The organism is Streptomyces sp. NPDC017993, assembly GCF_044328065.1.
Lineage (GTDB): Bacteria > Actinomycetota > Actinomycetes > Streptomycetales > Streptomycetaceae > Streptomyces.
On record NZ_JBIRGO010000008.1, the window covers coordinates 143528 to 167523 of the forward strand.

Genomic DNA, 23996 nt, shown 5'->3' on the forward strand with positions numbered 1-23996 from the left:
GGGCAGAAAGGCCGGTGGGCGGTGTTGCGGGTCGTGCGACCCGCAACACCGCCCACCGGCCTTCCGTCTGTCCGGCCGCGGGCTGTGGCGGTTGGCCCGGGGCACGGGCCGGGCGCATGATGGTGACACGAAGGGCTGTGGCCCGTTCGGAGGTAGATACCGATGGTCCCTCTGCTTCTTGTCCTGCTTCTCGTGTTGGTTCTCTTCGGCGTGGGATTCATAGTGAAGGCGCTGTGGATCGTGGCGATGGTCCTGCTGGCGGTCTGGCTGATCGGCTTTGTCGCACGGTCGTCCGGCACCGGTGACAGGGGCGGACGGTGGTATCGCTGGTAACGGCATCTCTTCGCGTCGCCGACCGGCCCCGGCGGCCCGGCCGTGGGGCGGGTGCGCCGAGCTGAGGGGGCGCCCGCCGCCGCGGGCGGGACCGTCAGAAGATCTCCTCGGCGCTGTCCACGATGCGCGCCTGCATGTTGCGCTCCATCATCTGCAGTGCCGCCGTCGCGAGATCGCTGTGGATATGCGCGCAGGCGTCCTCGGCGACAACGACCTTCAGATGCCTGATGTGGGCGTCGAGCGCCGAATAGAGAACGCATTGTTCGGTGACCTGGCCGCACAGGACGATCGTGTCGATGCCGCGCTGACGCAGCAGATATTCCAGCGGCGTCTCGAAAAAGATCGAGTGCCGGGCCTTCACGACGAACAGTGAGTCCTCGTCCGGGCGGATCGGCTCGACCAGATCCGCGTGCGGCCCGCGCAGGACGACGTCCAGCAGTTCGTCGTGGTGCGAGCGCCAGAGGCCGAAGTTGTCGTTGACGTAAATGACCTCGGCGCCGTGTGCCCGCGCCTGCTCGATCAACCGGGTGATGTTCGGCAGGGCCTTCCGCGCCGAGCGGAGCAGCTTTTCGGCGTCCTCATGCTCGTACGAGTTGAGCATGTCGATCACGATGAGGGCTTTGGCGGACATGCTGTGAGTTCACCACATGGAGGGCGCGACGGCGCGGACGTACGTCGAGCCCTTGGCCCGACCGGGACGGGCACGCTCGGGCCGGGGGCCTGTCTCCATCGCCGTCCGCGACGGGGCGCGTCGGCTCCGCACCGCGTTTGGCCGGCGCGGGCACGGGAACCCGGGGGGTCGGCAGGCGCTGCTGACTGTCGGACCGCTGCCTGCCCCATGCCGCGAAGGAGAGCGTGATGCGCGCACTGACCTGGCACGGGAAGCGGGACGTGCAGGTGGACACCGTCCCCGATCCGCAGATCAGGGAGCCGACCGACATCCTGGTCAAGATCACATCCACCGGGATCTGCGGTTCCGATCTGCACCTCTACGAGGTTCTGGGGCCGTTCCTCGACGTGGGCGACATCCTCGGCCATGAACCGATGGGCGTCGTCGAGGAGGTGGGCTCCGCGGTCAGCGCGCTGAGCCCCGGGGACCGCGTGGTGGTGCCGTTCAACGTCTCCTGCGGGGAGTGCTGGATGTGCTCGCGCGGACTGCACTCCCAGTGCGAGACGACGCAGGTGCGCGACCGCGGGATGGGAGCGTCCCTCTTCGGCTACACCAAGCTCTACGGCCAGGTACCGGGCGGCCAGGCGGAGTATCTGCGCGTGCCCTTCGGCAACACCCTGCCGGTGAAGGTGCCGCACGGACCGCCGGACGAGCGGTACGTCTACCTCTCGGACGTGCTGCCCACCGCCTGGCAGGCCGTCGCCTACGCCGATATCCCGGCGGGCGGCAGTGTCACCGTCCTCGGCCTCGGCCCGATCGGTGACATGGCCGCCCGGATCGCACTGCATCAGGGCGCGAGCCAGGTCATCGGCGTGGACCTGGTGCCCGAGCGGCTGGCCAGGGCGAGATCCCGGAGCGTGCACACACTGGACGTCGACGAACTCGGGTCGGACGTCGGTGACGAGGTCCGCCGGCTGACCGGCGGGCGGGGCACCGACGCCGTCATCGAGGCCGTCGGCATGGAGGCGCACGGCGCACCCGGTGTGAAGGCCGCCCAGCAGCTCGTCGGGCTGCTGCCGGACGCACTGGCCGAGAAGCTCATGGAGCGGGTCGGCGTGGACCGCATGACGGCGTTCCACACGGCCATCGACGCCGTCCGGCGGGGCGGCACGATCTCCGTCGTCGGCGTCTACGGCGGTGCGATGGACCCGCTGCCGCTGCTGACGATGTTCGACAAGCAGATCCAGCTGCGGATGGGCCAGGCCAACGTCCGGCACTGGGTCGACGACATCCTGCCGCTGCTGACCGACGCCGACCCGCTCGGGGTGCAGGGCTTCGCCACGCACCAACTGCCCCTGGAGGACGGGCCGCAGGCGTACAAGACCTTCCAGGCCAAGGAAGACGGCATGATCAAGACGTTGCTGGTCCCGTGAGGGGGTGGGTCGGATGAACGACTTCTCCACGTCCGATTCCGGGGCCGGGGCCGTGCCGAATGAGCCGCGAGCGGCGGTCTTCGACGTCGACGGCACCCTCGCCGACACCAACTACCTCCACACCGTGGCCTGGTGGGAGGCGCTGCACCAGGCCGGCCACCAGGTGCCGATGTGGCAGATCCACCGGTCCATCGGGATGGACTCCGCCCACCTTCTGGAGCGGCTGCTCGGACGCGACCGGCGGACCGAACAGGACGCGGCGATCTCCGCCGCGCATGCGACGCTCTACGGCACCTGGCGCGAGCGCCTGCCCGCCCTCGACGGGGCTCGCGAGCTGCTGCGCACGGTCGCCGGGCGCGGCTGGCGCGTCGTCCTGGCGACGTCCGCGCGGGGGTCGGAGCTCACCGCGCTGCGCGAGGCCATCGACGCCGACGACGCCATCCTCGGCGCGACCACCTCCGACGACGTCGACCAGGGCAAGCCCGCACCCGATGTGGTGGAGTCGGCCCTGCGGCAGGCGGAGGTGCCGCCCGAACGTGCCGTCTTCATCGGGGACACGGTGTGGGACATCCAGGCCGCGTCCCGTGTCGGCGTCCCGTGCATCGCCCTGCTGTCCGGCGGGATCAGCCGCGGCGAGCTGATCGATGCCGGCGCCGCCGCGGTCTACGAGAACGCCGCCGCGCTGCGTTCCGCGCTGGACAGCAGCCCCCTGGCGGACTGATCCCGCCCCGGCCGCCGGGCTCCTTCCCGACCCGGGTGGCAACCGGAAGGGGTGCTCAGCCGTGGACGGGTTTCTCCTTGACGACGTCCTGCGGCCGCTTGTCCTCGCGCAGGCCGAGGTAGCGGGGGTGGCGCAGCATGCCGTCCCGGGTCCACTCGGAGAAGCCGATCTCGGCGACGAGTTCGGGGCGGACCCAGTGGACGTCGCGTTCGCGGACCGGGTCTGCGAAGGGGGAACGCGGTGCGGACCGCTCGTCGAGCAGGGCACGCAGGCGGCGGAGGGTGGCCTGGTCGTAGCCGGTGCCGACCTTGCCCGCGTAGCGCAGTCCGCGGCTGTCGTGGTAGCCGATCAGCAGGGCTCCGAAGCCGATCCGGGCGCCCGCGGGTTCGGTGCAGCCGCCGATGACGAACTCCTGACCCTGGGCGCATTTGAGTTTCAGCCAGTCGGTGGAGCGGCGCGGCAGGTACCGTCCGTCCGCGCGTTTGGCGATCAGCCCTTCCCAGCCGTGGGCGCACGCCTCGTCCAGCTCCCGCTGCCCGCCGTGATTGCGGTGCGGGGTGAAGCGGAGCGGGCCGTCGAAGTCCAGAGCACGGCGGAGCAGTGACTTGCGGGTGCGCAGCGGCAGTCGGGTCAGGTCCTTGCCGTCCAGGCGCAGCAGGTCGAAGAGGTAGTAGGTCACCGCGACCCCGGTGGCGCGCGCCCGGTCGGGGTCGGTGAGCTGCATGCGCTGCTGGAGGCGGGAGAAGTCGGTACGCCCGTGGGAGAAGGCGACGATCTCGCCGTCCACGGTGAAGTCGCGGCAGCTCCGGCCGGCGAGGGCTTCGACCAGCTCGGGGAAGGTGTTGTTCATCGGACGCCCGCTGCGCGACAGCAGCCTGGTCCGGTCGTCTTCGCGGGCCGCCAGGGCCCGGATGCCGTCGAGTTTGCGCTCGAACACCCATGCGTCGCCGAACTCCCGGCGGTCGCTGAGCACGGCGAGCATCGGCCGTTCCGCGAGGTGACCGTCCGCGTCGTTCAGCAGCTGCTGCTGCGCCGGGGGCAGGGAGTCCAGGAGACCCGTCATCGTGCCTCCCCCCGCCCCTCTTCCCCTGCGGCCACCTGCTTCAGGGTCCGGCCGCTGAGCGCGGAGCGGGCGCGCTTGGGGTCCGGCGCGCGGTGCCGCCCCGCCTGGTCGTCCGTCTCCTTCACCAGCAGCCAGTACTCGCGCCCTCCGGCGTCTCCCCCGCCGCGGAAACGGGTGAGCGCATAGCCGCCGCGGAGCTTCCGGCCGTCGAGCCAGAAGGAGACATGCCCGTTCGCGAGCGCCTGGCTGAAGGAGACGGTCCTGCCCTTCTTCTTCCGGGTGTGCGGGCGGTAGGTGCCCTGGTCCCAGACGATGACGGTGCCGCCGCCGTACTCCCCCGCCGGGATGACGCCCTCGAACTCCCGGTAGTCCAGCGGGTGGTCCTCGGTGGGTACGGCGAGCCGCTTGTCGTGCGGGTCGGCGGGCGGGCCCTTCGGTACCGACCACGACTTCAGTACGCCGTCCACCTCCAGGCGGAAGTCGAAGTGCATGGTGCTCGCGTCATGGATCTGCACGACGAAGCTCGGGGTGTCGCCCGGCTGCGCGGGGCTGCCCTGCGGTTCCTCGGTCCGGTCGAAGTGCCGTTTGCCGCGGTACGTCGTCAGCTCGTCCTTGCCCTGCACGAGACCTTCCCTTCCGCCGGGGCGTTCCTCCTGCGGAGGGCTCCTGCCCGTCCCGCCGTCGGCCGCACTCTCACTGTGGCGTGCTTGCTGAGGCGGCGCACGGGGAGCCGAAGCTGCCACCGGCGGACCGGGACGGCCACCCGTTGGTTGCGATTTCGACCACCGGCGCATCGGGAAACTCAGCCGGAAATCCATGTGTACGCGGTTGCGCGACCGGTAACCCGCATCGGAGTCACCACCACCGCCGCCGCGGGAGGCCGGACGATCGGCCCAGGCGCGGCATTCGAGCCCACTGCCTTTCCCGTAAGCGGTGCCGTTCGGGCGGCCGTCCGCGCTGCCGGCGCATCGCCTCGACCGCAGGAGCCGCTGTGAACCGACGTCGTCCCCGCATCGTCATCGTCGGAGCCGGATTCGCCGGTTATGAATGCGCCCGCACTCTGATGAAGCAGGCCAGGGGCGCGGCCGAAATCGTCCTCATCAACCCGCACGACTACTTTCTGTATGTACCGCTGCTGCCGGAAGTGGCAGCCGGAATTCTGGAGCCACGCCGAATCTCGGTATCGATCACCGGGACAATCCCGGGCGTCCGTCTGGTCCTGGGGCAGGCCGACGAGGTGGATTTCGACGCCCGCCGGGTCCTTTTCACCGACCCCGAGGGCCGGGAGGGCTCGCTGGAATACGACCGGCTCGTCCTGACCGTCGGCAGCGTCAACAAGCTGCTGCCCCTCCCCGGCGTCGCCGAGCACGCCCACGGGTTCCGCGGCATGCCCGAAGCGCTCTACCTCCGGGACCACATCACCCGCCAGATCGAGCTGGCCGGTGCGACGGACGACCCGGACGAACGGGCCGCCCGCACCACGTTCGTGGTCGTCGGCGCGGGGTACACCGGCACCGAAGTCGCCGCGCACGGTGTGCTGTTCACCGATGACCTGGCCCGGCAGAACTCCGGGCTGAGCGACGGCCCCCGGCCCCGCTGGCTCCTGCTGGACATCGCCGACCGGGTCCTGCCCGAACTCGACGAGCGGCTCTCGCGCACCGCCGACAACGTCTTGCGCGGCCGCGGCGTGGAGGTGCGTACCGGCACGTCGGTCAAGGAGGCCACGTCGAAGGGCGTGCTCCTCGACGACGGCGAGTTCGTGGACAGCAGGTCGCTGATCTGGTGCGTGGGGGTGCGTCCCGACCCGCTCGTGGCGTCGATGGGGCTGCCCACCGACAAGGGACGGCTGTGCGTCGACGCGTATCTGCAGGTGCCAGGCAGGCCCGGCGTCTTCGCCTGTGGTGACGCCGCCGCCGTACCGGACCTGACCCGGCCGGGCCAGGTGACGCCGATGACCGCTCAGCACGCCCAGCGGCAGGGCAAGGTCGCGGCCCGCAACGTCGCGGCGTCCTGCGGACAGGGCGAGCTGCGCCGGTACGAGCACCACGACCTGGGGTTCATGGTCGACCTGGGAGGCGTCCAGGCCGCGGCGAACCCGCTGCACGTGCCGCTCTCCGGCCCGGTGGCCAACGCGGTCACCCGCGCCTATCACCTGATGGCGATGCCAGGGAACCGCGTCCGGGTCGCCGCGGACTGGCTGCTGGACGCCGCGCTGCCCCGTCAGGGGGTGCAACTGGGGCTGGTCCGTTCCGGGTCGGTGCCGATCGATACCGCCACTCCCGAACTGGCCCGGGTACCCGAGGGCCGGAGGAAGCCCTGACGGGGCGCCTCAACACATGCCGCCTGGACACCGGTTGGCCATGCGTCTAAGGTTTTGGCCATGCGGTCAAAAATTGATCCCGGCGGCCAGTCCGGCGCCGGGGAGGGTACGCCTGAGTCGCCGGAGCCGGAACGCTCGTTCATCGAGAAGGCGCGTCGCGCCCAGATCATCGACGCCGCCGTCGAGACCATCGCGGCACAGGGGTTCGCGAAGGCTTCGCTGGCCCGGATCGCCGAGCGGGCGAGGATCAGCAAGGGCGTGATCTCGTACCACTTCGCAGGTAAGAGTGAGTTGATCGAGCGGCTCGTCGAGCAGGTCTACGACGGGATCGGCGCCTTTGTCGGGGCCCGGCTGGACGAGGAGGCCGGCGCGTCCGCCTGGCTGCGCATCTATGTGGAGTCGGTGGCCGAGTACATGCTCGGCCACCGGACCCAACTCACCGCTCTCGGCGAGATCTTCAGCAACTTCCGCACCGCCGAGGGAGCCCCGCGCTACGGCGTCGCGTCGAGCGAGCCGCTCTACGTCGCGTTGGAGAAGGTCTTCCTGAAGGGCCAACAAAGCGGCGAATTCCGCGCGTTCGACGTCCGCGTCATGGCCGTCAGCCTCCAGGCCGGGATCGACGACATGTTCGCGTACTGGAGCGCCCATCCCGAGCATGACTTGGCCGCTCACGCTCGCGAACTCGCCGGCATCTTCGAGCACGCCACGCGCGTGGGCGGCCGCGAGCACCACTGAATCGCAGCGCGCGCGAAGGGCGCGGCGCTCAACCGCACTGCGCTGCACTGCACTGCACTGCACTGCACTGCACTGCACTCAACCGAACTGTGTTCAACGGGGGAACATTCCATGACAGACGAACTGGAACGCACGGCCATCAAGGCCGGGCCCGAGCCGACCTCCGCGGGGCCGGGGCGCCTCCGGATGCTGTATATCGACAATCTGCGCATCGCGCTGACGGCGCTCGTCGTGCTGCACCACACCGCCGTCACCTACGGCAACATCCCCGCCTGGTACTACACCGAGCCCGCCAAGGACGGCTCCGGGCTGCTCCTGGATGTCTTCGTCATGTTCAACCAGGCGTTCTTCATGGGGTTCTTCTTCATGATCGCCGGGTACTTCACGCCGGCCTCGTACGACCGCAAGGGCGCGCGGCCGTTCTTCCGGGACCGGCTCAAGCGGCTCGGTGTCCCCCTGCTCGCCTTCCTGCTGCTGATACGTCCCCTGACGGGCTTCAGCGGGTACGCCGAGCTGCGGGCATCCTTCGCCGAGCGCGGTGAGTCCCTTCCGTACTGGATTTACTACGTGCTGAGTTGGGACGCCGGACCACTCTGGTTCGTCGAGGTGCTCCTCGTCTTCGCCGTGCTCTACGCCCTCGTCCGCCGCCGTGGCGCGCACCGCCTGCCCGACTCCGGGGAAACCCGTCGCGACACCGTTCGGGCCTCGCGCCCCCTGCGGCCCCTCCCCATCGTCGCCTATACCGTCGCGCTCGCCCTGGCCACGTACCTGTGGCGCTTCGCCGTACCGAACGGCACCTACGTCCCCTTCGTCGGCCTGCCCACCCCCAGCTTCCTGCCGCAGTACGCGAGTTTCTTCGTGCTCGGGGTGCTCGCCTACCGTCGTGGCTGGGCACAGTCCCTCTCCCGGGTTGCCGGCCGTGTGGGCTTCGCCGTCGCCACCGGCGCCACGCTCGCGTACCTCCCCATCGTCACCACCGTCGACGTAGGGGCGCTCGACGGGCACGGCACCTGGCAGTCGCTGGTCTCGGCCGCCTGGGAGTCGACATTCGCCGTGGGAATGGTCACGGGCCTGACCGTCTTCTTCCGTGAACGCCTCAACCGGCAGGGGGCCACCGCCGCGTTCCTGTCCCGCCACGCCTTCGCGGTCTACGTGATCCACGCGCCCGTGCTCGTCGGGCTCGGGTTCGCCTTCCGTTGGCTGCACGCCCCGGCAGCCGCCAAGTTCGCGTGTGTCGCCGCCCTCGCCATACCGCTGTGCTGGGCCGTCGCTTACGCCGTGCGTTCCCTGCCGCGAGCTGATCGTGTGCTGTGAGTACCGTCGGTGACGGCATCCGCGTACGCGCCCTCGCAGGGGACTCAGAAGTGGTCGATCGGCCACTCGGTCAGTTCGGGGGCCGGCTGGGCGGCGAGTTCTCGTCGGCACGGCGGAATTCGTCCAGGTCGAAGCGGTCGGGTCCGGGTCCGACAGGCCGGTGAGGCAGTCCGCCGCCACGCATGCCGTGGGCCCGCCGTCCTCGGTAGGGGCCAAGTGGCTCATGCCGGACCCTGAGGGGACTCCGCCACCCTTGAGGTAGCAAGGAAAGCGCCCTGGTGCTCCCCGGGAATCGGCCAGGTGCAGCCCCGGGAGCGCGGCGAGCGCCGTACCGGTTCTCGGCAGGCACGGCCGGTCGGCAGAAACGGAGCGAGCCATGAAGGACGTCATCACCGTCGGTCTGGACGGTACGCCCGAGGCGCTGTCCGCCGCGCTGTGGGCGGCGCGGGAAGCGGACCTGCGGAAAGTGCGGCTGCGCCTGCTGCACGCGTGGGTCATGCTCGCGTCCGAACCGGCACCGCACACCGCTGACGAGCCGCCGCCCACCGACGTAAAGGACCGCAACTACTGGCCGCACCGGTTCCTCGACGACGCCCGTGCGGCCATCCTGGAGCGCCACCCCGACCTGCCGGTGGACCAGGAACTGGTCGCCGAGGACGCGTTCAAGGCTCTGCAGGACGCCGCCGAGCAGTCGGATCTGCTGGTGCTCGGCTCACGCGACCTGGGCCCGGTGTCGCGCTACACCCTCGGCGAGATCGGCCTGAAGGTGGTGGCGCACGTCGCCACCCCCACGGTGCTGGTCCGGGCGCGGCAGAACGCCGCGGCGACCGCCCCGGAGGGCGATGTGGTGGTCGGGGTGAGCCTGCACGAACCGTGCGACGCGATGCTCGACTTCGCGTTCGCCAGTGCCGAGCGGCACGGCTCGGTCCTGCGTGCGGTGCACGGCAGGCACCTCCCGGCACACGCGTACAACCGCGGTGGCGGCGTGGAGCCGTACGTGGTGGAGGAAGTGACGAAGGACGCGCAGGGGGAGCTGGGCGACGCCCTGGCCCTGTGGCGGGAGAAGTACCCGGACGTCCGGGTGGACGAGCGGGTGGAGCCGGTGAGCCCCGCGCAGGCGCTCCTGCGGGACGCCGAGGGCGCCGGCCTGCTCGTCGTCGGCCGCCGGCACAAGCGGCATCTGCTGGCTCCCCGCATCGGCCACATGGTGCAGGCGGCCGTGCACCACGCCCCGTGCCCGGTCGCGGTGATCCCCCACGAGTGAGCGGTGCCGGTGGGGTGGGGCACGGCGGCCACCCCGGTGTGGGCCGACCGGCCCTGTGCCGGACTCCCTGCCCGCCACAGTCTGGGTGCAAAGGCCGCTGTCCCCCGCACCCATGAAGGGATGTGCACACGATGATCAACCACGAGACCGGCCCCCCGCTCGGGCCGGCCCCCGCAGGCCGGGCCGACCTGGGCCGCCGGGCGGCCTACCGCCGTCAGCAGCTGGGGCTGACCCGCGAAGAGGTGGCGGCCAGGGCCGCGGCGGCGCCCGGCTATCTCCAGTACGTGGAGGAGCGCGCGGCGACCCCCGGAATCGGCTTCATGCTGCGCCTCGCGCACGCGCTGCAGACCACCGTGGAGGAGCTGACCGGCGGGACGGCGGAGCTGCCCGAGGGCTTCGGCCGGGCCGGCAACCGCCCCCAGCTGCTGGAACTGAGCCTCGACGAGTGCCGGGAGCGGCTCTCCACGCACGGTGTGGGCAGAGTGGCACTGACCGTCGACGGGGAGCCCGCCGTGTTCCCGATCAACTACACGGTCGCCGGTGACCGGATCGCCTACCGCACCGCCCCGGGAAGCGGCCCCGCCGAGGCGTCGGGCAAGGAGGTCGCTCTGGAAGTCGATCACATCGACGACGCGTTCAGTCAGGGCTGGAGCGTGCTGGCTGTGGGCCCCGCCCATGTGGTCACCGATCTCGACGACATCCTCGCGCTGGAGGAGTACGCCTTCACGGCGCCCTGGGTGGGCGGCGGGCGCCAGCAGTGGATCGTCATGCGCCCCGCCCGTATCACCGGGCGCCGGATCCGCGTCCTGGGCCTCGCCACCCCGTCCGGCGGCCCCTCGGCGGCAGGCCACCACGTGTCGGCGGTGTGAGGGCGTCCGGACGCCGGCCCGCTTCGGGGACCTTTGGCCCCTGCCCTGCCGCTGCCGGGGGCGCACACAGTGGAAGGGGGCCGGCCGGGGAAGCGGAGCGTGCACCCCGGCGTCCGGCCAGGGACGGGGAGGGCGTGACCGGGACGACCGACCGGGGGAGGAAGCGGAGACGGATCATGCGAAAGACAGTGGAGTGGAGCGTCCGGCTGCACCTCTCCGAGGAGGACGGGACGACGAGGGCACGAGCCGTGCTGGACATCGGAACCCAGAGCCTCACCGGACAGGGCACGGCACGCTGCAATCCCGAGGATCTCGACGTGCCCGAGATCGGCGACGAGTTGGCGGCCGGCCGGGCGATGGAGCATCTGGCCGGGCAGCTGATGCGGGTGGCCGACCGCGATCTGGAGAGCGTCGGGGCCGGGGCGCCCGTCGACCGGCGGACCGCCTACGGCTGGACCGACGCGATGTCCTGAGCGCCGGCGAACCGGTGGAGGGCCCGCACCGGACGGGTCCGGGAAGGAGCCGTCGATGTCGGAGGCGACCACCACCGACCTGTACGAAGTGACCATGGCCCTCTCCTATCTGCGTGAGGGCATGACGCGGCCGGCCACCTTCAGTTGCTTCGTCCGTGAGCTGCCGCGGGAGCGTGGCTTCCTGATCGCCGGCGGCGTCGAGTCGGCGCTGGAATACCTCGCCGGCTTCCACATCGGGACCGAGGACATCGAAGCCTTCGCCGAGACGCTGCGGCGGCCCGTCGAGGACCTGGCGCCGCTGCGGGACATGCGCTTCACCGGAGAGGTACGGGCCGTGCCCGAGGGCCGGGTGGTACTGGCCGGGGAGCCCCTCCTGGAGGTCACCGCTCCGCTCCCCCAGGCCCAGCTCGTGGAGACCTATCTGCTCAACCAGCTCAGCCATCAGACGGCCATCGCCTCCAAGTGTGTCCGGTGTGTCATCGCCGCGGAGGGGCATCCGGTGGTGGATTTCTCGCTGCGGCGCACCCACGGGGCCGAGGCCGGCTTCCAGGCGGCGCGGTTGAGCTCCATGGCCGGTTTCGCGGGCACCAGCAACGTGGCGGCGGCCTACGCCGAACACCTCCCGGCCGTCGGGACCATGGCGCACTCGTACGTCGAGGCGTTCGAGAACGAGGAGCAGGCGTTCTCCGCCTTCGCGCGCGCCCACCCCGGGCCCCTGACGCTGCTGGTGGACACCTACGACACCGAATCCGGGGTCGCGGCGGCTGCCCGCGTGCTGCACGCGCTGGACCGCGTGGAGGGTTCCGCGATCCGACTGGACAGCGGTGACCTCGGAGCGCTCGCGGCGCATGCGCGCGGCATGCTGGACAGCGCGGACCTGCCCCAGGTGCGCATCATCGCCAGCGGTGGACTGGACGAGTACGCGGTGCACGATCTCGTGCGGGCGGGCGCCCCGATCGACGACTACGCCGTCGGCACGCGGGTCGGTGTCAGCGCCGACGCGCCGTATCTGGACTCGGCGTACAAGCTCGTCGCGTACGACGGCCGGCCGGTGATGAAGCTGTCCTCGGCGAAGGTGACGGCCCCGGGGAGCAAGCAGGTCTACCGCGCTCCTGGGTGCGCCGATGTGATCGCGCTGGCCGACGAGCCGCCCGTCTCCGGCAGCGCGCCGCTGCTGGCGACACTGATGCGCGACGGGGAGCGCAGCACACCCCGTGACCGGCTGGAGGACGCCCGGCAGCGGCTCGCGGCGGACGTCGCGGACCTGCCGGACTCCGCCAGGGCGGTCCGTTCGCCGACGCCGGTGCGGGCCGCCGTCTCGGACCCGCTGACCGCGCTGACCGTGGACGTACGGCGCCGGATCGAGCGCGCCGTCCTTGCCTCGTTCGGCCCCGGTACCCCTCCTCGGTCGCCGTTTTCTCCGTAGTCTCGTCGTATGGCGGAAGAGCAGGGCACCAGCAGGCCGGCGAAGCTGCCGCGGGCGCTGTACGAGCGGGAGCTGCTCCGGCTCCAGACGGAGCTGGTCAAGCTCCAGGAGTGGGTTCGCGCCGAGGGAGCACGGCTGGTGGTCGTCTTCGAGGGGCGCGACGCGGCGGGCAAGGGCGGCACCATCAAACGCGTCGCCGAGCATCTCAACCCCCGGATCGCACGGATCGCGGCCCTGCCGCGCCCCACCGAACGGGAGCGTACGCAGTGGTACTTCCAGCGCTACACCGCGCACCTGCCGGCGGCCGGTGAGATCGTGCTGTTCGACCGGAGCTGGTACAACCGGGCCGGCGTCGAGCGGGTCATGGGCTTTTGCACACAGGAGGAGCACCAGCGGTTCCTGCGCCAGTGCCCGGCTTTCGAGCGGATGCTGGTCGAGGACGGGATCCTGTTGCGCAAGTACTGGTTCTCGGTGAGCGACGCGGTGCAGGAGCAGCGGTTCCGGCGCCGCCTGGAGGACCCCACCCGGCGGTGGAAGCTCTCCGCCATGGACCTCGAATCGATCACCCGCTGGGAGGCGTACTCCCGGGCGAAGGACGAGATGTTCGTGCACACGGACATCTCGGAGTCACCGTGGTACGTCGTCGAGAGCGACGTCAAACGACGGGCGCGGATCAACATGATCGCCCATCTGCTGTCGACCGTCCCCTACCGGGAGCTTGCCGTGCCGCCGCTGGAACTGCCCGAGCGGCCACCGTCCACCGGCTACGAACGGCCGCCCAGGGACCTGCAGTCCTACGTTCCCGATCACGCGGCCGGGCTCGGGCGGTGAGGGGCTCCCGCGCTCACTCCTGCGCCTGCGGTACGACCGCGACGGGGCATTCGGCATGGTGCAGGACGGCGTGTCCGACCCGGCCGAGCTGGAGTCCGTGATGGCCGTGGCGACGCCGCGCCCCGACGATCAGCAGATCGGCCGCGGCGGAGCGCCGCACCAGCAGTTTGTGCGCCGCCCCCTCGGCGGTGACCCGGCGCAGATGGACCGTCGGGTGCTCGTCGACGATGTCGTCCAGCGCCTTGTCGAGCAGCAGCGACGCCTGCTCCTCGTGGTAGCGCTCGGGGTAGTCGGCGATCAGCGGGTGGTCGGTGGTCTCGTGGGCGGGGCAGCGCCACAGCCGTACGGCGTCCAGGGCGCAGCCGCGGGCCTCGGCCTCCCGGAAGGCGTAGCGGACCGCGTCCGCCCCCTTGGCCGGGTCACCGACCCCGAGGAGGATCCGCTCGTGCGACCGGTCCAGCGCGGCCTTGTCGCCGCGCACGACGACCACCGGGCACCTGGCGCGGGCCGACACGGCCAGACTGACCGATCCGAGCAGCAGGTCGGCGAACTCGCCGCGGCCCTTGGAGCCCAGGATCAGGGCCGACGCGTAGCGGCCCTCCCGTAGCAGCGCGGTCACCGTGTCCTCGGCCAGGACCTGCACCGACAGCGGCACGTCGGCGTTCCGCAGGTGCGCGTGTTCGGCGGCGGCTCCGACGAGGTTGTCGGCGAAGATCTCCTCGGCGGGACGCTCCGGGCTGCCTGCCGCCGCCACCCCTTCGTAGCGTTCCCACTTGGAGGCGAACACCAGACGCAGGGGCACTCCGTGGAGCGCCGCCTCGTCGACGGCCCAGTCCAGGGCACGCCGCGCCTGGGCCGATCCGTCCACTCCCACGACCAGGGGCAGTTGCATCGCGCTCACCGCCTTCCGTCCACCAGCGTGCGCGTACCGGGCGCGGGCGGGCAGGGGCTGACCGGCTCGGCCGCGGGCCCGAGAGGCCCAAGAGGCGCCTGCGGGAGCTGCCCGAGGTGCCGGATCGCTCATGACGTCTACCGTGGGAATTGTGGCCCGTGCCTGCTCCTCGCGGGCCACGGTGGAGGCAGCGTGACCGACGACCGCAGCACCGACCGGGACGGCGTGGGACGGCGGCGGCTGGACGCCTTGCCGGCCGACCTGCAAGAACGTCTCGACGCCGTGCAGCAGGGTTCCGGCGCACCGTCCCACCTGCTCCTCGAAGCCGTGCTGTCGGTGGGCAAGGGGCTGGAGCTGCCGCAGGTACTGCGGCGCATCGTAGAGGCGGCGGTGGTGGTCGTCGACGCGGAGTACGGCGCGCTGGGCGTGGTCGGTGAGGGCACCCGGCTCTCGCAGTTCCTGACCGTCGGCATCAGCCCCGAGCAGCACGCGGCCATCGGCCGGCTGCCGGCCGGGCACGGAATCCTGGGCGAGCTGATCCGCCACCCCGAGCCGCTGCGGCTCGCGGAGCTGTCCGAGCATGCCTCGTCCTACGGTTTCCCGGCGAACCATCCGCCGATGCACTCGTTCCTCGGGGTGCCGATCCGGGTGCGCGACAAGGTCTTCGGGAATCTGTATCTCACCGAGAAGCGGGGCGGCGGGGCCTTCGACGCCGGGGACGAGACGGTGCTGTCGACGCTCGCCGTGGCGGCGGGCGTCGCCATCGAGAACGCCCGGCTGTACGAGGAGGCCCGCTACCGCCAGCGCTGGCTGGTGGCCAACGGCGAGATCATCGCGAGTCTGCTGCCCGGGGCCGACGAGATGCAGGTGCTGCGGATGATCGTGGACCACGCGCTGCGCATTCTCGCGGCGGACATGGGCGTCGTCGCCGTCCCTTCGGACGACGGCGAGGCTCTTCGGGTGGTGCTGGCGTCCGGTGTCGACGCCGAGGCACACCGCGGACTGGTCCTGCCCCGGGAAGGATCGTTCGTCGGTGCCGCGCTGGACGCCGGGAAGCCGCTCATCTCCCTCGACGCCGAGCACGACCCCCGCATCACCGCGGGCCCGCCGCGGTGGATGGGTCTGGGGCCCGCCGTGGCGGTCCCGATGATTACCGGCGAGCGGGTGCGCGGTGTGCTGCTGCTGGCGCGCCTCCACCGGGGCGAGCCGTTCACCGAGGCGGAGACCGCGCCGATGCTGACGTTCGCCGGGCAGGCCGCCCTGGCGATGGAACTGGCCGAACAGCGCCAGGCAGCCGAGCAGTTCGCGTTGCTGGAGGACCGCGACCGGATCGCCCGCGACCTGCACGACCTGGCGATCCAGCGGCTCTTCGCGACCGGTATGACGCTGCAGAGCGCGGTGCGTTTCGTGGACCACCCCGAGGCGAGCGAGCGGCTGCTGCGCGCGGTGGACGACCTGGACGAGACGATCAAGATCATCCGGTCGACGATCTTCGGGCTGCGCGCCCACGACGCCAAGACCGGCCGCGGACTGCGGGTGCGGGCCGTCAACGCGGTGGAACAGGCGGCCCGCGTCCTGGGGTTCACCCCCTCCATGCACATGGAGGGGCTCATCGACACCGACGTGCCGGCGGAGATCGCCGAACACGTGGTGGCGGTGCTCGGCGAGGCGCTGAGCAACACCGCACGGCACGCCCACGCCGACGCGGCGGCAGTCACCCTGATCGTGCGCGGCGGGAAGCTGAACCTGACCGTCACCGACAACGGTGTGGGCATCGCGCCGGACAGCCGTCGCAGTGGCCTGAGCAACCTCGCCAAGCGTGCCCTCAGCGTCGGCGGTGACCTGACCGTCGACGTGCCGGAGCAGGGCGGCACCTGCCTGGCCTGGAGCGCTCCCCTCCCCACGGGCTGAGACACCCTCGGGACCGCGCGAGCAACCGCGGGCGCACGGGGTTTCACAAGTGGTGCGGCCCCGAGCCGGTGGCGGGCGGCGGGGCGGACTGGGTCGCGAGGACCGCGGCCTGGATGCGGCGCTCGACACCGAGTTTGGCGAGCAGACGGGAGATGTGATTCTTCACCGTCTTCTCGGACAGATACAGCCGCTTACCGATCTGACGGTTCGTCAACCCCTCGCCGATCAGCCCGAGGATCTCCCTCTCCCGCGGTGACAGGCCCGCCAGCGCGTCCGCCTCGGGCTGCGCCCCGGCCTCCTCGCCCCGCAGGCTGTGCATCAGCCGGGCCGTGGTCGCCGGATCGAGCATCGAGCGGCCGGAAGCGATGGTGCGTACCGCGGCGACCAGATCCGCCCCCTTGATCTCCTTCAGCACATAGCCGGCGGCCCCGGCCATGATCGCGTCGAGCAGCGCGTCGTCGTCGTCGAAGGAGGTCAGCATCAGGCACGCCAGGCCCGGCATTCGCGAGCGCAGCTCGCGGCAGACGGTGATTCCGTCGCCGTCCGGCAACCGCACATCGAGCACCGCGACATCCGGCCGCAGCGCGGGGCCCCGGGCCAGCGCGTGATCGGCCGTGCCCGCGTCCCCGACCACCTCGATGTCGGGTTCCGCGTCCAGCAGGTCCTGCACACCGCGGCGGACCACTTCGTGGTCGTCCAGCAGGAAGACCCGGATCGGCCGTTGCGGTGAGAATGCGCCTGCCTCGCTCATGGTGCCCTCCACCCTGTCGTACGCCTCTTCCCGCCCACCCATCGTGGCCTTCGCCGGAGGGGCGTGCCAGGGCCGAACGGGTCCGTGCCCGCCCCGGGCGCGCGCCCACCCGGCCACCGGCAGGGCCGTTCGGCCCCTCTTCCCCGGCCCCGTGGCGTGCGACGGTCGGGGTCACAGGCGAAAGGGGACGCGCGATGCCCCTCAAGAACTTCCTCTGGCACTGGCGGCACAGCCCGCTCCGGCGCCGGTCCGACGTGGCGGAGTCGTGGCTGCTGTTGGCCACCGGGGTGCTGATCGCCGTGACGGCTCCGATCGCGGGTCTGACCGCCGCCGACGCGGCGGGCGACGCGACCGCCCGGCAGAGCGACGACCGGCAGAGCGTGTCGGTGGTGCTGGCCGAGGATCCACCGGCACGGATCGGCGTGGACACCACCGGCGGCGTGGGAGGCCGGGTCCACGCGACGGTGCGGTGGACGCAGCCCGACGGGACGCAGCGGACGGGTGAGACCGCAGTGTCGCCTGGGCTCGGCGCCGGCGATCGGACCACCGCCTGGGTCGACGCGAACGGCGCGCTGCTGCGCGATCCGCTCACCCCCACGGAGGCGAAGTTCGAGAGCATCGCCCTGGGCACGGTGGCCGGGGGCGGCACGGTTCTGCTGCTCCTCGGCGCGGAGCGAGGCAGCGCGTACCTCCTCAACCGCAGGCGGTACGGGCAGTGGGAGCGGGAATGGGCCGAAGCGGGTACGCAGTGGGGCCACCGGCAGCCGTGAGCCCCCGGGCGCGGCGGGGGAGGTCGCGGAGCGCCCTGGTGTCGCGACGCCCGGACCTACGGAGTCCGGACCGATGAAGGACCCCACGAGGGCGCCCGGCGCGCCCCGCCCGCTCATCGGTCGTCCACGCTGCCCGGGGGGCCGTACAGCTCCATCAGGCGGACGCGGGTGCTGTGCAGCCGGTCCGCGACGGTTTCCGCGACGTAGCGGTAGATCGCGCTCCCCAGCTCGTGGTCCGTCTCGCACAGCGAGCGCACCGCCGCGGCGTCGAACTCCACGGCGTCCACCGGCCCGACGGTTTCCGCTCCCAGGTGCCACAGATACGGCGGGAACAGCCACGACCAGCCCAGCAGGTCGCCACGGCCGAGCGTCTCGACGATCGCGGCACGGCGCCCGGGGACATGCTGGTCGAGCACGACCTGGCCGGTGCGGACGACCCAGAACCGGTCCGCGCGGCGCCCCTCCTCGAAGAGACGGGTACCCCTCGGCAGCGAGACCTCGCGGGTGACCGGGGCCAGCCGCTCGCCTCCCTCGGCGGGCAGCACGTCGAGCAAGGTCCTGGTCCTTGGCATACGGTCCTCCGTCCACCGGCGGCCGCCGCGACCCGGGAGACCGGGACGTCGGACCGTCGTCACGGCACCTGCCGTGAACGATATGCAGAGTTCCGCGACGCCGCACGGTCCTGATCCTCCACCGGGGTTGCCGCGGCCGCCCCGAGTCCCTCCACCGCTGCCCGCGGCGTGCCGCACTGCCCGTTGACGCCCCTCCCGTGCCCGCGTCAGAGCGCCAGCGGCTCCCACGCGAGCTCGGTGGCGACGCCCCGCGCCCAGGCGCGGATGGCCTCCTCGTTGCGGAAGTCGCCGCCCTTGCCCTCGCGGAGGATCTGGCGTGCGACATAGCCCCGCGCCCCCGGGGCGAGCCTGCCGCCGAACGTGGCGTGGCCGCGGGCGTCCAACCGGAGGGCGAGCCGGGCCACACCGGGCACGGCCGGCACCTCCCGCTCGTCGCACGAGGTGTCCAGCGGTCCGCTGCTGAACAGCCAGACGGGCACGCTGCCCAGCGCCTGGCGGTGCCGACGGGCGAAACGCCTGGCGTCACGGTGCCAGCGGCCCAAGTAGACCCCTGCGCCAAGCACCACCGCGTCGTACGCGGAGATGTCGTCCGGCGCGTCGGCCACGTTCCGCACCTCCACGGCGAGGCCCCGTTCCCGAAGCTCATGCCCGATCCACCGGCCGATCTCCGCGGTCGAGCCGTTCCTGCTGCCGTAGACGATCAGCACGCGTCGGTCGTCGGTGGTCATCGCGCTGCACCTCTTACTCGATCGGGGGCTGTCATATGTGGTGAGGGGCGTGGTCGGGCGCGTGGTCGGCATGCCGGTGCGCCGCTTCACGGCGGTGCGTGAGCCGGTTGACGACCCCGAGCACGCCGTCGATCTGACGCGTCATCTGCACCGCGACGGCCACGTCCCCGCTGTTCTCCAAGGCCCCGCTGAGCATCACCACACCGCCGCGGACCACGACGTCGACGCTGTGCGGGCTCAGCCACAGGGCTCGGACCATCACCTCGTCCAGCACTTCGTCGCGGAGTTCGGCGTCCGGACGGAAGAAGATCCGCAGCAGGTCGCGGCGGGTGACGATGCCGATCAGCCGGGCCTCCTCGTCGACGACCGGCAGCCGCTCGATGCCTCGCTCGGCCATGACACGGGCGGCCCGGACGACCGAGTCGTCGGCGCGAATGGTGATGGCCGGGGCGGACATCAACTCGCCGGTGCTCGGCGGCCCCGCGCGGCCGGTCCGTCGCCCGGAGCGCCGCAGGTCCGTCGCGGAGACGACACCGATCACCTTGTCGTCGGCGTCCACGACCGGCAGGCCGCTGATGTCGTACTCGGCCAGCCAGCGTTCGAGCACCGCACGCGGGGTCGTGTCACGCGCCGGCACGACGTCGCCGGTCATCACAGTGCCCACCATCCGCCGTTTCATCACGCGCCTTCTCCCGGCTCACACCCGCTCCGGTGGGCACCCGGGCCGCAGCGTGCCATGGCCCGTTCCACGACGGGGCGCACGGCGACAGGGCAGTCGGCAGGCTCACGGGCCGCACGCCCGACGGGGCCGCCCGACATACCGTCAGGTGGCCGCGCCGCCGGTTCGCCAGGCACGGCCGGACGGGCCGTCCTGGCGACGGCCTCGCGGGAGCCGAAGGCGATGGGCGGCATCGCGGTCCCTCCTTCACGGGATCGTGCCCCCAGCGTCGGACACCGCACGCCCGGCTCACAGGGCCGCCCGGGACACGTCCCGGGACCGACCGGTCCCGACCCACGCGGCTGCCTCCTACGCACGGGGGGCACGCGGCCGCCGGAATTGGCGCCACCAGGACCTGGCAACGCCAGAAAGGGCCGAAGGTCCCTATCGGCCGGGCCCGTCCGGCACTCGTCACGGAACAGTCCGCGTTCTTCCATGTAGCCAGCGGCCTGGACCGTGCTGCCGGACGAGACGAACGGGTGAGGACATGCTGAGGGAGCCGACGAGGGGCGCGCGTGAGAGCCGCCCGCCGACGCCCATGGTCGTGCGGCTCCAGGGGGAACTGGACATGCTGAGCGCCGCTTCCACCGCCGAACACCTCGACGCCCTGACGTCCGAGCCAAGTCCTGACCTGGTGGTCGACCTGGCGCGGCTGACGTTCCTGGACTGCAGCGGCATCGGGGTGTTGTGCCGCGCCCGGCGCAGGGCACGGGAACGCGGCGGCCGGCTGGCCCTGGTCATCACCGACCCGCGCTTCGTGCGGACCCTGCGCGCCGTCGGCCTGGGCGACAGCTTCGAGGTACTCGACGCGGTCCCGCCGGCCGCCCGACGGGCCGCCGACAGCGTCAGCCGCCTGCGGTCACGAGCTGCCACCACGCCGGCGCCCCGGCACGGCTGAGCCCTCCCGACCGGTACGTGCCCCCCGGTGCTCGTAGCACCCCCGGGGTCAGACCTGCGGGCCGGTGACCGGCGGACCCATTTGTGTGGACACCGGTCCCGTGACGTCGAACTCGACGTCCACGACCCCCTCCACCGCCCGGATGAGGCGGGCCGCAACCGGTATCAGCGAGGTGTCCCGGACCTGGCCGCTGAGGGCGACCACCCCGTCGGAGACGGCAACCCGCAACTGCCCGCGGGAGACCGCGAACAGGTGGCCGACCACGTCCCTGCGGATCTCCTCCGCGAGGTCCTCGTCGGAGCGCAGGAAAACCTTCAGCAGATCGGCACGGCTGACGATGCCGTGCAGCACCCCCTCGGCGTCCACCACCGGCAGCCGCTTGACGGCCTTGCGTGCCATCGTCCGTGCCGCCTGCGCGAGGGTTGCGTCGGCATGGACGGTGAGGGCGGGCGTGCTCATCAGCTCACCGGCCGTCAATGCTCCGGCCTGGCGCATGTCGTCCAGGCGTCGCAGCCGCTCCAGGCGTTTCGGCGTGGACCCGTCGAACTCCTCCACGGGCAACAGGTCTGTCTCGGAGACGACACCGACGACCCGGCTCTCACCGGCCAGGACGGGCAGCGCATTCACCTTCCACTGCTCCATGGTCTCGACGATCTCCTTGAACCGTGCGTCCTGTCCGATGGCAACCACGGTCTGTGTCATCACGTCGCTGACGATGTGCGGGGTGTGCCGCATGATGCCTCCTCGATACGGACCACCGGCCCCGGCAGGCTGTCCCACCTCCCAGCGTGGTTTCGGCGGACAGCACCTGACAGGGGCCGTCCGGCCCCCTCCCCCGGCCGGTCGGGGGAGGGGGCGCCGCCGCACCGTCCGGCTTCCGTCCGACGGGGCCGGTCGGTCCGCGAAAAGGCCCTGCGGCCCCTGACCGTCCCGGCCACACCGGACGACCGTGGAGAGAGCACCACCCCACGCTCTCCACGGAGGTGCGCCATGACCCGCCCTGTGACCGTCGGACTCGACGGCTCGGCAGCCGGCTTCGCCGCCGCGGAATGGGGCGCCCGGGAGGCGCGGCGCAGGGAGCTGCCGCTGCGCCTCGTGCACGCGTGGGAGTGGCAGCCGTATGCGCACGCCCCGCCGGTGGGGGCGGACGCCCCCCGGCTGTGGTCCGAGCGCGTGGCGCGCGAGGCCGCGGCCGAACTGCGCCGACGCCACCCGGAGTTGAGCATCACCGCGGACCACCTCGCAGGCCCGCCCTCGGAGATGCTGTGCGATGTCGCCCGGGACGCCGAGCTGCTGGCCGTCGGCACCGCGGGGATCGGCGGCCTGGCCGGATTCTTCGTCGGTTCCGTCGCGATGAGCGTCGTCGCGCACACCGAGCGGCCGGTGGTCCTCGTACGCGCCGGAACCACGGACGAGGAGGAGCACCGTTTCGCCTCCGACGACCAGGCACCGTCGACCATGCCCTACCGGCCGGTGGCGCTGGGCCTCGACCTCAGCCGGCCCTGTGACGAGGTGATCCGGTTCGCCTACGAGGCGGCGGCGGTGCGCGCGGCTCCGCTCCAGGTGATCCACGGCTGGAGTCCGCCGGCCTTCTTCGCCTACGGCGTCGGCGCGGAGCAGAACTGGCAGGCGGACATGGCGGTACAGGAGACCGAGGAGATGCGGGCCGCGCTCGGCCCGTGGCGGGAGAAGTACCCCGGCGTCGAGGTGATCGAGCAGTCGGTGATCGGTAACTCCGCGCATCATCTGGTGGAGGCCGGAGCCACGGCCGGGCTCGTCGTCATCGGCCGGCGCACGACCCGACCGTGGGCCGGGGCGCCACGCATCGGACACACCGCGCACGCCGTGCTGCACCACTGCCCGGCCCCGGTCGCCGTCGTCCCGCACACCTGAAGGCCCAGGGCCACAGCGGCCGAGCCCTCCCTGACGGCGGCCTGCTCCCCACCCCCACCGGAATGGCACCCCACGCCCGCTTGGCACAATGTGCCATCGTGCGCGTACCGTTGGCCCCTCATCCCCCACGGGCAGCTCAGGCAAAGGTGGCAACTACGGTGCGTCGACGGCACTTTCTCTCCCGTACGGCCGGTATGGCGGGCGCGGCGGCGCTCGGACTCACAGGCTGCGGATCCGGGGAGGCGGCCGACCGGAACGTCACCCTCAAGGTGCTGGCGGCGAGCTACGGCAAGAGCGTGGGCTCCTCGATCGTCGACCAGTGGCACACGGCCATCCGCGCCTTCGAGAAGAAGCACCCGGCCATCACGATCGACCTCGAACTCGTACCCATCGGGGAGATCGAGCGGACCCTGGCCCGGCGGGTCAGGAGCGGGCAGGCGCCCGACATCGCCCAGTCGTACGTCTTCGCCGACTACGCCGGGGCCCATCAGCTCTACGGCGCCGAAGAGCTGTTCAGCATCCCCGCCCAGGCCGACTTCATCACCTCCTTCGCGCGGGCCGGCGAGGTCGACTTCACCCAGTACGGCATACCGTTCCTCGCCAGCACGCCCCGGCTCTTCTACAACAAGCGGCTGTTCGAACGGGCGGGTATCAGCGGCCCTCCCACCTCGTGGTCCGCGCTGCACGAAGCCGCCGTCGCGCTGAAAGCGAGCGGGGTGCGGACACCGTACGGACTGCAATTCGGCCCCGAAGCGGCCGAGGACGAGGCCATGGCATGGATGCTCGCGGCGGGCGGCGGCTGCGCGAGTCCGTCCGGATACGACTTCGCACGGGAGGAGAACGTCGAGGCGCTGAGCTGGGTGCGGAGCCGGCTCGTGGCGCCCGGACTGGCCGGCTCCGACCCCGCACGGTTCAGCCGCACCCCTGCCTATGCGGCCTTCCTCAAGGGGGAGGTCGGGATGATGACCGCGCACCCCGTCCTGATCAAGGCAGCCGAGCACGCCCGGCTGCCTTACGGGCACGCCGCCTTTCCCCGGCGCAGCGGAGGAACCGCGCCGCCGCTGGGACTCAGCGACTGGCTGATGGCCTTCCGCCGCAACGGGCATCGCGCGCAGTGCGGAGCGTTCCTGAGCTTCCTCTACAGCAAGCAGGTGGCCACGCGGTTCGCCGCGGGCCAGGGAACGTTGCCGGTGACGGTCTCCGGGTCCGAGTCGCTGCGGGCACAGGCGTCACAGCGTCCGCTGTGGGAGTTCCTCGACCAGATGCCGAAGGCTGAATTCCCGCCGGTGGGCAGGAGTTCGTGGCCAACGGTCCGGGACGCCGTACGGCGGCGGATCGGGCAGGCGGTCACGGCGGACGGCAACCCCCGGCAGCTGCTCGACACCCTGCAGGCGACGGCGGGCGCCGCGGAGGACGCGGCGGACGGCTCGTCCTGACGCGGCCAGGCGGGCGGCCGGGTCGGTCGCGCCGC

At 71.8% G+C, this 23996-nt stretch carries 25 protein-coding genes; 16 read left to right on the plus strand and 9 right to left on the minus strand.

The annotated features are described in order from the left end of the window. Positions 1 to 162: 162 nt before the first annotated feature. Positions 163 to 333, plus strand: coding sequence for a hydrophobic protein (locus ACH4FH_RS16650; protein ID WP_398556555.1), 171 nt, complete (start codon positions 163 to 165; stop codon positions 331 to 333). A gap of 94 nt (positions 334 to 427) precedes the next feature. Here the strand turns inward: ACH4FH_RS16650 and ACH4FH_RS16655 are convergent, their stop codons facing one another. Further along, positions 428 to 964, minus strand: a complete 537-nt coding sequence (locus tag ACH4FH_RS16655; RefSeq protein ID WP_398556556.1) for an isochorismatase family cysteine hydrolase — start codon at positions 962 to 964, stop codon at positions 428 to 430. 227 nt (positions 965 to 1191) lie between these two features. Here ACH4FH_RS16655 and ACH4FH_RS16660 point away from each other — a divergent pair, with 227 nt between their 5' ends. Then, positions 1192 to 2376 carry a zinc-dependent alcohol dehydrogenase gene (locus tag ACH4FH_RS16660; RefSeq protein WP_398556557.1) on the plus strand — a complete coding sequence of 395 codons (1185 nt, stop codon included), beginning with the start codon at positions 1192 to 1194 and terminating at the stop codon, positions 2374 to 2376. A 13-nt stretch (positions 2377 to 2389) separates the two neighbouring features. Then, on the plus strand, positions 2390 to 3097 hold the full coding sequence (locus ACH4FH_RS16665) for an HAD family hydrolase (protein WP_398556558.1): 708 nt from the start codon (positions 2390 to 2392) through the stop codon (positions 3095 to 3097). A gap of 55 nt (positions 3098 to 3152) precedes the next feature. On the opposite strand, the gene ligD is transcribed toward ACH4FH_RS16665, so the two are convergent. Beyond that, complete coding sequence (gene ligD, locus ACH4FH_RS16670) at positions 3153 to 4160, minus strand: non-homologous end-joining DNA ligase (RefSeq protein ID WP_398556559.1); 1008 nt, start codon at positions 4158 to 4160, stop codon at positions 3153 to 3155. Further along, complete coding sequence (locus ACH4FH_RS16675; RefSeq protein WP_398556560.1) at positions 4157 to 4783, minus strand: DNA polymerase ligase N-terminal domain-containing protein; 627 nt, start codon at positions 4781 to 4783, stop codon at positions 4157 to 4159. The genes ligD and ACH4FH_RS16675 overlap by 4 nt, the downstream gene beginning before the upstream one ends. Before the next feature lie 440 nt (positions 4784 to 5223). Between ACH4FH_RS16675 and ACH4FH_RS16680 the strand changes: the two genes are divergently transcribed. From ACH4FH_RS16680 to ppk2, 8 genes are all read left to right on the plus strand, one after another. Then, positions 5224 to 6480, plus strand: a complete 1257-nt coding sequence (locus ACH4FH_RS16680) for an NAD(P)/FAD-dependent oxidoreductase (RefSeq protein ID WP_398556779.1) — start codon at positions 5224 to 5226, stop codon at positions 6478 to 6480. 60 nt (positions 6481 to 6540) lie between these two features. Beyond that, a complete protein-coding gene (locus tag ACH4FH_RS16685) occupies positions 6541 to 7215 on the plus strand; it encodes a TetR/AcrR family transcriptional regulator (protein WP_398556561.1) in 675 nt (224 codons plus the stop codon). 111 nt (positions 7216 to 7326) lie between these two features. Further along, the gene (locus ACH4FH_RS16690; RefSeq protein ID WP_398556562.1) at positions 7327 to 8529 is read left to right on the plus strand and encodes an acyltransferase family protein; all 1203 of its coding nucleotides are present in this window, start codon (positions 7327 to 7329) and stop codon (positions 8527 to 8529) included. A gap of 376 nt (positions 8530 to 8905) precedes the next feature. After that, the gene (locus ACH4FH_RS16695) at positions 8906 to 9793 is read left to right on the plus strand and encodes a universal stress protein (RefSeq protein ID WP_398556563.1); all 888 of its coding nucleotides are present in this window, start codon (positions 8906 to 8908) and stop codon (positions 9791 to 9793) included. 131 nt (positions 9794 to 9924) lie between these two features. Continuing rightward, positions 9925 to 10662 (plus strand): helix-turn-helix domain-containing protein, encoded by a 738-nt coding sequence (locus ACH4FH_RS16700; protein ID WP_398556564.1) that lies wholly within the window; start codon positions 9925 to 9927, stop codon positions 10660 to 10662. A 176-nt stretch (positions 10663 to 10838) separates the two neighbouring features. Continuing rightward, on the plus strand, positions 10839 to 11135 hold the full coding sequence (locus tag ACH4FH_RS16705) for a DUF1876 domain-containing protein (protein ID WP_398556565.1): 297 nt from the start codon (positions 10839 to 10841) through the stop codon (positions 11133 to 11135). Between the two features lie 55 nt (positions 11136 to 11190). After that, positions 11191 to 12561: a nicotinate phosphoribosyltransferase gene (locus ACH4FH_RS16710; RefSeq protein ID WP_398556566.1), complete on the plus strand. Its 1371-nt coding sequence runs from the start codon at positions 11191 to 11193 to the stop codon at positions 12559 to 12561. A gap of 9 nt (positions 12562 to 12570) precedes the next feature. After that, positions 12571 to 13392: a polyphosphate kinase 2 gene (gene ppk2, locus ACH4FH_RS16715; protein ID WP_398556567.1), complete on the plus strand. Its 822-nt coding sequence runs from the start codon at positions 12571 to 12573 to the stop codon at positions 13390 to 13392. Positions 13393 to 13405: 13 nt separating this feature from the next. Here ppk2 and ACH4FH_RS16720 read toward each other — a convergent pair whose 3' ends face one another. After that, positions 13406 to 14284, minus strand: a complete 879-nt coding sequence (locus tag ACH4FH_RS16720) for a universal stress protein (RefSeq protein ID WP_398556568.1) — start codon at positions 14282 to 14284, stop codon at positions 13406 to 13408. Between the two features lie 192 nt (positions 14285 to 14476). Between ACH4FH_RS16720 and ACH4FH_RS16725 the strand changes: the two genes are divergently transcribed. After that, on the plus strand, positions 14477 to 16195 hold the full coding sequence (locus ACH4FH_RS16725; protein WP_398556569.1) for a GAF domain-containing protein: 1719 nt from the start codon (positions 14477 to 14479) through the stop codon (positions 16193 to 16195). Positions 16196 to 16238: 43 nt separating this feature from the next. Here the strand turns inward: ACH4FH_RS16725 and ACH4FH_RS16730 are convergent, their stop codons facing one another. Continuing rightward, positions 16239 to 16946, minus strand: a complete 708-nt coding sequence (locus tag ACH4FH_RS16730; protein WP_398556570.1) for a response regulator — start codon at positions 16944 to 16946, stop codon at positions 16239 to 16241. Between the two features lie 194 nt (positions 16947 to 17140). Here ACH4FH_RS16730 and ACH4FH_RS16735 point away from each other — a divergent pair, with 194 nt between their 5' ends. Then, positions 17141 to 17716, plus strand: a complete 576-nt coding sequence (locus tag ACH4FH_RS16735) for a hypothetical protein (protein WP_398556571.1) — start codon at positions 17141 to 17143, stop codon at positions 17714 to 17716. Between the two features lie 113 nt (positions 17717 to 17829). Here the strand turns inward: ACH4FH_RS16735 and ACH4FH_RS16740 are convergent, their stop codons facing one another. From ACH4FH_RS16740 to ACH4FH_RS16750, 3 genes are all read right to left on the minus strand, one after another. Further along, positions 17830 to 18288: a Crp/Fnr family transcriptional regulator gene (locus ACH4FH_RS16740; RefSeq protein ID WP_398556572.1), complete on the minus strand. Its 459-nt coding sequence runs from the start codon at positions 18286 to 18288 to the stop codon at positions 17830 to 17832. 206 nt (positions 18289 to 18494) lie between these two features. Then, positions 18495 to 19016, minus strand: a complete 522-nt coding sequence (locus ACH4FH_RS16745) for a flavodoxin domain-containing protein (protein ID WP_398556573.1) — start codon at positions 19014 to 19016, stop codon at positions 18495 to 18497. A gap of 31 nt (positions 19017 to 19047) precedes the next feature. Then, complete coding sequence (locus tag ACH4FH_RS16750) at positions 19048 to 19683, minus strand: CBS domain-containing protein (protein WP_398556574.1); 636 nt, start codon at positions 19681 to 19683, stop codon at positions 19048 to 19050. A 589-nt stretch (positions 19684 to 20272) separates the two neighbouring features. Between ACH4FH_RS16750 and ACH4FH_RS16755 the strand changes: the two genes are divergently transcribed. Further along, complete coding sequence (locus tag ACH4FH_RS16755; RefSeq protein ID WP_398556780.1) at positions 20273 to 20632, plus strand: STAS domain-containing protein; 360 nt, start codon at positions 20273 to 20275, stop codon at positions 20630 to 20632. Positions 20633 to 20680: 48 nt separating this feature from the next. Here the strand turns inward: ACH4FH_RS16755 and ACH4FH_RS16760 are convergent, their stop codons facing one another. Next, positions 20681 to 21367, minus strand: coding sequence for a CBS domain-containing protein (locus ACH4FH_RS16760; RefSeq protein ID WP_398556575.1), 687 nt, complete (start codon positions 21365 to 21367; stop codon positions 20681 to 20683). A gap of 255 nt (positions 21368 to 21622) precedes the next feature. Here ACH4FH_RS16760 and ACH4FH_RS16765 point away from each other — a divergent pair, with 255 nt between their 5' ends. Both ACH4FH_RS16765 and ACH4FH_RS16770 read left to right on the plus strand, forming a co-directional pair. Further along, positions 21623 to 22525 (plus strand): universal stress protein, encoded by a 903-nt coding sequence (locus tag ACH4FH_RS16765; protein ID WP_398556576.1) that lies wholly within the window; start codon positions 21623 to 21625, stop codon positions 22523 to 22525. A 158-nt stretch (positions 22526 to 22683) separates the two neighbouring features. Next, positions 22684 to 23961, plus strand: a complete 1278-nt coding sequence (locus ACH4FH_RS16770; protein ID WP_398556577.1) for an extracellular solute-binding protein — start codon at positions 22684 to 22686, stop codon at positions 23959 to 23961. Positions 23962 to 23996: the final 35 nt, after the last annotated feature.